The organism is Caballeronia choica, from assembly GCF_001544535.1.
GTDB classification, from domain to species: domain Bacteria; phylum Pseudomonadota; class Gammaproteobacteria; order Burkholderiales; family Burkholderiaceae; genus Caballeronia; species Caballeronia choica.
Map to the genome: position 1 here is coordinate 1 of NZ_FCON02000278.1, position 5,633 is coordinate 5,633.

3 protein-coding genes and 1 pseudogene are annotated in these 5,633 nt (G+C 57.7%); 2 read left to right on the plus strand and 2 right to left on the minus strand.

Features of this window, described 5'->3' with window-relative positions; translation table 11 throughout:
- Window positions 1-75 precede the first annotated feature (75 nt).
- Together AWB68_RS42220 and AWB68_RS42225 are read right to left on the minus strand one after the other, a co-directional pair.
- Window positions 76-321 (minus strand): annotated as a pseudogene (locus tag AWB68_RS42220) (type II secretion system protein GspG); the annotation flags it as partial.
- A 392-nt stretch (window positions 322-713) separates the two neighbouring features.
- Window positions 714-1,034 (minus strand): DUF4148 domain-containing protein, encoded by a 321-nt coding sequence (locus tag AWB68_RS42225; protein ID WP_087650074.1) that lies wholly within the window; start codon window positions 1,032-1,034, stop codon window positions 714-716.
- A gap of 1,578 nt (window positions 1,035-2,612) precedes the next feature.
- Here AWB68_RS42225 and AWB68_RS42230 point away from each other — a divergent pair.
- Complete coding sequence (locus tag AWB68_RS42230; protein ID WP_160110176.1) at window positions 2,613-4,406, plus strand: ATP-binding response regulator; 1,794 nt, start codon at window positions 2,613-2,615, stop codon at window positions 4,404-4,406.
- Between the two features lie 154 nt (window positions 4,407-4,560).
- Window positions 4,561-5,633, plus strand: a 1,073-nt coding sequence (locus AWB68_RS42235; protein WP_143282031.1) for a sensor histidine kinase, incomplete at its 3' end; no start/stop codon positions are given.

Here is a 5,633-nt window from a genome sequence, read left to right on the forward strand (position 1 = left end):
TCCTTCGCGCTATCGACGAAGCGAATCGCCACTAGCTGCAACGGCGCCGCCTTCAAATTTCAAATATGTTTGGCTAGTACTAGGCTTCTCGATCAACGCACGCAGGCCTTGCTCCTGGGTCGGATAGCGGCCGTTGTCGCGGCGGTATAGCTTCAGCGCCTGTATGATCGCGCCGATGTCCTGTTTCGCGGCGACACGCTTGGCCTCATCGGGGCCGCTCACAATCTTTGAGACGATTAGTGCGGCCAGAAGGCCGAAAATCGCTACCGCGACCATGATTTTTGTTAACGTGAACCTGCGACTATCGGTGCCCGTTTGCATAACGTGCTATCCCTTATTTAGGCAGAAATGCGCGGGCTCCGCGCCCGCGCGGTCGAGCGAGCGCGCCCGTTCATTCTAAGGTTTTGTCTCGACAACGGTGCAGGGTAAATGTAACCCCTGGAGCGGCCAGACAATGGAATGGGGACGGGGAACGATCGTCCACTCCGACAGTCGCCGGTTCGGCGATCGCCGACGCGCGGGAAACGCCATCCGGCAGTCGGTCTGGTCCGGCGGCAGCCTCATCGGGTAGCATGCTCACGGCGATCGGAATGACAACGCTCTCCGGCGTTCGACCTTCGCCGAAGACTGACCAATCTTCGGCGCACAAGTCCGTCCAATTGAGCAAGCAGCGATCGCGACGTTTACGCTACAGACGGAAGAATCGGAAGCTGCTACTGGCCTCCAAAATAGAGCTGCTTCATGTCTTCGGCAGACGCGGGGCGAACGACGGCGCGAGAGCCGGACGTCGATGAGCCGGAGGGCACGCCGCCATATGCGGTTGGGCCGCCGGTCGAGATCCGTGCCTCCGCCGCCTGGATGTCGCTCGGATAACTCGCATCGTCACCTTTGGCCGGATCATACCCGGCCTGTTCGAGCTGCTGTAGCTCGGCACGTACCTGGGCACGCGTCGGTGTCGTATCCGTCTGAGAGAACGCGGCAACGGATAGGGAAAGCGCCGACGCTGCGGCGACCGAGAGAGCGATTGATTTCATGGCAACCTTCTTGTAAATGTCAGGGAGCAGGATTCGGCGCAAGGTCCGGCACTCGGCAGTCGAAGTCTGGGCAGCTAATCTTCGACTTCGATACCACCGGGTACGGCCCTCGCGTCATAGCGGCGTCAGGGCCTTGGCACAATTTCGACGGCGGCCCGGCGAGGAGGCCCCGCCGGCCGCAACGGAGCCCCTTTTACTCTGCGGTCTTGCGGCCGACTCACTCACTGGCCGCGTTGCGCTGGTCAGTTCTTTCGGTAAGGCTCGCGCAGTTGCGCCGCCTGAGCGCTGTTTTTGGGAGTCGGCGAGTTCATGTATGGCCATTAACTTTTGCTGTTCTCAACCTTTTTCGCAAAAGTCCGGAAGGGGAGGGCGTCTCGCGGTGGTCGACTGTACGAAGGGAGTCCGATTCTCATTTCCCGGTGCTGTAATATTGATTCTCGGCCAGAGCGGTCGCCGTTGATAGCCACGTATGTAGGCGAGTGCCCGAAATCTGGGTACGAAAGATGTAGGTGGTCGGAAGCGGGAAGACGCATTCATACCGCTACATTTGTGCATATGGCTTCGAATGGCGTAGTGCTGTTTTGTTTCAATTGCACGCTGCCGAATCCGCGGACGGCGAATTTCTTGATCGAGTTTCGTCATGAGATCGTCGGGCCTTGGGGTGCGCAGGTTTAGATCGGCGGCTCAGGAAAGCGCGTTCCGGATCGACTACGCGCGACGTTCATTAGGATAGCGAAGAATCTAGCGAGTCGGTCTCGCCGAACGTCATTACATCAATAAGCGGCGGTGGATTTCAGATGGCCCGCCCGATCGATTACCTCGCATAACCTCTCCACAGCAAGACGAGGCAAGGTGGCACTCCGTCGACCGACGGCAAAGAAGGGTCGAAGAGCGACCGCTCCAAACAGCACAATCGATCTCCTTTCGTTGAAGAGGAGATTGACATGGAAGCGCTTAATTCGCCGTCACACCGGCACCCTCCGTGCCCCTCGACGTTGGTCACGTCCCGACCACGAGGTAGATTTTAGCAATTGGCCGGTCCGTAGTCCTCCAATGTCGGCTGTGTCAGAGCAAGCCGACAACCATTCGATTGCTGTCGTACTTATTGTCGGTCAGGCGAAACGCCCGTCGCAACGCACATGCGTAGGCGACGGACCCGCAACGCCGACGAAAGATGTATGCATTCCCGTTGGCCGATCCCGGTGTCGTATCAGCGAGTCGCCTTCAATGATGGTGGAGCGCCTTGCTGAACGTTCCAGAGCAGGCAAGGACACATCCCGTTGTTGATACATTTGTGGCTGATGGTAGAAATGGCGACCTGTTATTCTGTTGTTATGTGGTTACGCAAGAAGGCGTTGGTGCACCCGTGACCACCGGAGCCGCTTTCACTGGCATGCGTCGTCGTACCTCGTTAGCCATGTTCGGTGGGGCCCTGTCTAACCCGCGGTGCGCCGATACAGCCTCTCGACGTCGCGCACTATCCGCCCACGGCGGCTTTCCTGATCAAGCGGCCTTATGAGATTGTCAGGCTTCCTGGTACGCAAGTTTGGCTCGGCGGCTGTGGAGCGTGCGTTCCGTATGGACTATGCGCGTCGATACGCGAGCCAACGCAGGCTGGCCGGCACGAGCCTTATACTGATATGGACCGTGGTTGTGATCCGTGATTGGTTGCTGCTGAACACGCTTGATCCCAGCATCCTCTTCCACGTTGGCTATGTGCGACTTGCAGGTGTCTTGGGTATGGCCCTGCCGTTATGGTTGATGTGGGGTCCACGCGCCTTTGACGAACGCTGGGCCGCCAGATTAATTTGCGTAGTGACGCTGAGCTGCTGGTTCGCCCTATTGGGGCTGGTGAACGTTTACCCGTCAGTCCGGGTCGGAAAGGAGATTTTCCCCGGCTTCTTTGTTGTCCTTTTCCTGGTATTCACATTATTCCGACTTCGTACAATCACGGCAGTATGGTTAGTCGGCCTCTGCGTTGTAACCTACCATCTTATAGAACTGCTCCAATACATCTGGGATATTCCCACACCGTGGACCCACTGGTCTACTAATGGGGCTATGGTGTTGATGATGTATTTCGTTGGTATTGGCGTCTGCATTCAGTTTGAACTCGCTGCCCGGCGCGAATTTTTGTTCCGGCGGGCGTTGCGCGCAGCCAAGGCACGCGTTGAGGCCGCTTCCCGCTTAGTCAGGCAACAAAATGAACGCATGCGAGAAGTCGTCAGAGAAAAGGAGCGATTCTTTTCATCGGCCTACCACGACATCCAGCAGCCTCTCGCCGCGATCAATCTCTTTATCCGTAGCGCGCAGATAAAACTCGAAGATGAACGCGCCGCAAGCCATGATCTCAACGTCATCGAGGAAACGGCACGCGACATCCTCGACATGTTCAAGGACATTCAGGACTATAGCGAACTGGGCTCATACGTCCCGCACCTGTCACCGGTCGATACGCAGGCCGTGCTGACAGAAGTCTGCGAGCAATACCTTGAACCGGCGAAGTCGCGGGGCATCGACTTGAGAATCAGCGTGCGTCGGCGCCCCCCGCCGCCCATTGAAAGTGACCACGCTTTGTTCAAACGGGCACTATCCAATTTCATATCGAATGCGATCAAATACACCTCCGTGGGAGGCGTCGTTGTCGGCTGGGTGGAGATCGGGGCACGGCTTCGCATAGACGTGTGGGACACAGGCGTCGGTATCTCGCCCATGCATCGGGACGCGATATTCGCCGAGTACTATCAGATTAACAATCCTGGCCGCGACCGGTCAAAAGGCTTTGGACTTGGGTTGTCTATCGTCAATCGGGTTGTCGGAATTCTACCGAAGCACAGCATGCGTTTCTGGTCGGTCGAAGGGCGCGGGTCGCGCTTCTCCCTGTATGCTCCGATTTCGAAGATGACACCTGTCATCGGGACGGACGATCGAAAGGACGGCGCGTGCACGTCCCTCCTCAACGGCAGATACATCCTGTTGTGCGACGACGAACCGACCGTGCTCGAAGGCCTCCGCCGACTGTTCCTCAGTACTGGCGCAATGGTGGATAGCGCCGAGTCGATGACGGGCATTGAAGCGATACTGGCCGCGGATAGTCGCGTGCCAGATGTCATCATCACCGATATTCGCCTGCGCGACGCGCGGACCGGCATCGAGGTCGCCGAGAGGGTCAGGCAGCATTTCGCCTGGGCGGGCACGCTCCCCGTCGCGTTCATCACGGGCGAACTGGTGTCTCCTCACGCACTTCGCAATTTCGCCGAGCCGTTCGTGCTATTACGGAAGTCTTCCACGCCAGAAAGCACGCTCGCTGAAGTCAGTCGGCTCGTTGCTGTCCAACGGCCGACGGGGTTCGGTCACGTGCGGGATCCGTGACGGGCGGACCTGTCTAACCCGTGGTAAGCCGATAAAGTCTCTCGATGTCGCGCACTATCCGCCCACGGTGGCTCTCCGGATCAAGCAGGCTATGAGATCGTCAGGCTTCGCAGTACGCAAGTTCAGGTCGGCGGCGATGGAGCGTGCGTTCCGTATGGACTATGCGCGTCGCTACGCGGGCCAACGCAGGCTGGCTGGCGCCAGCCTCATACTAATATGGATCGCGTTTGTTTGGCGTGATTGGTGGCTGCTGAACGCGCATGATCCCAGCTTCCTCCTCCACGTTGGCTATGTGCGGCTCGCAGGTGCCGTGGGTATGGCCCTGCCGTTATGGTTGATGTGGGGACCACGCGCCTTTGACGAGCGTCGGTCCGTCAGATTACTTTGCGTAGCGATACTGAGCTGTTGGTTCGCCCAATTGGAGTTGATGAACGTTTACCCGGCGAGATGGGTCTTCGAGGAAACTTTCCCCGAATATTTTGTTATCACTTTCCTCATATTCACATCGTTCCGACTCCGCGCAATCACGGCAGCATGGTTAGTCGGCCTATGCGTTGTAACCTTCCGTCTTGCTATCTATCTCTGGCTATGGAGTAATGTTTCCACGCCGGGGTTTCACTGGGTTTCCTGGCTTTCCCGCGGGAATACGGTGTCTCTCATGTATCTCGCCGGCATCGTCGTCTGCATCCAGTTTGAACTCGCCGCCCGGCGCGAATTTGTGTTCCGGCGGACGTTGCGCGCAGCCAAGGCACGAGTCGACGCCGCTTCCCGCGTGATCAAGCACCAAAATGAACGCATGAGAGAAGTCGTCAGAGAGAAGGAGCGGTTCTTTTCATCGGCCTACCACGATATCCAGCAGCCTCTCGCCGCAATCAACCTCTTTATCCGCAGCGCACGGATAAAACTCGAAGGTGAACACGCCGCAAGCCATGATCTCGACGTCATCGAGGAAACGGCACGTGACCTCCTCGACATGTTCAAGGACATTCAGGACTATAGCGAACTGGGCTCATACCTCCCGCACCTGGCGCCAGTCGATACGCAGACCGTGCTTATGGACGTCTTCGAGCAATACCATGAACCGGCAAGGTCCCGAGGCATAGAATTCAGAATCAGCGAGCGTCGGCACCACCCTCCACCCATTGAAAGCGACCGCTCCCTGTTCAAGCGGGCATTGTCCAATCTTGTATCGAATGCGATCAAGAACACCTCAGCGGGGGGAGTCGT

Coding starts and splice junctions, on each gene's coding strand:
- AWB68_RS42225 (WP_087650074.1), bottom strand. CDS start 1,034: ATGAAATCAATCGCTCTCTCGGTCGCCGCAGCGTCGGCGCTTTCCCTA.
- AWB68_RS42230 (WP_160110176.1), top strand. CDS start 2,613: ATGGACTATGCGCGTCGATACGCGAGCCAACGCAGGCTGGCCGGCACG.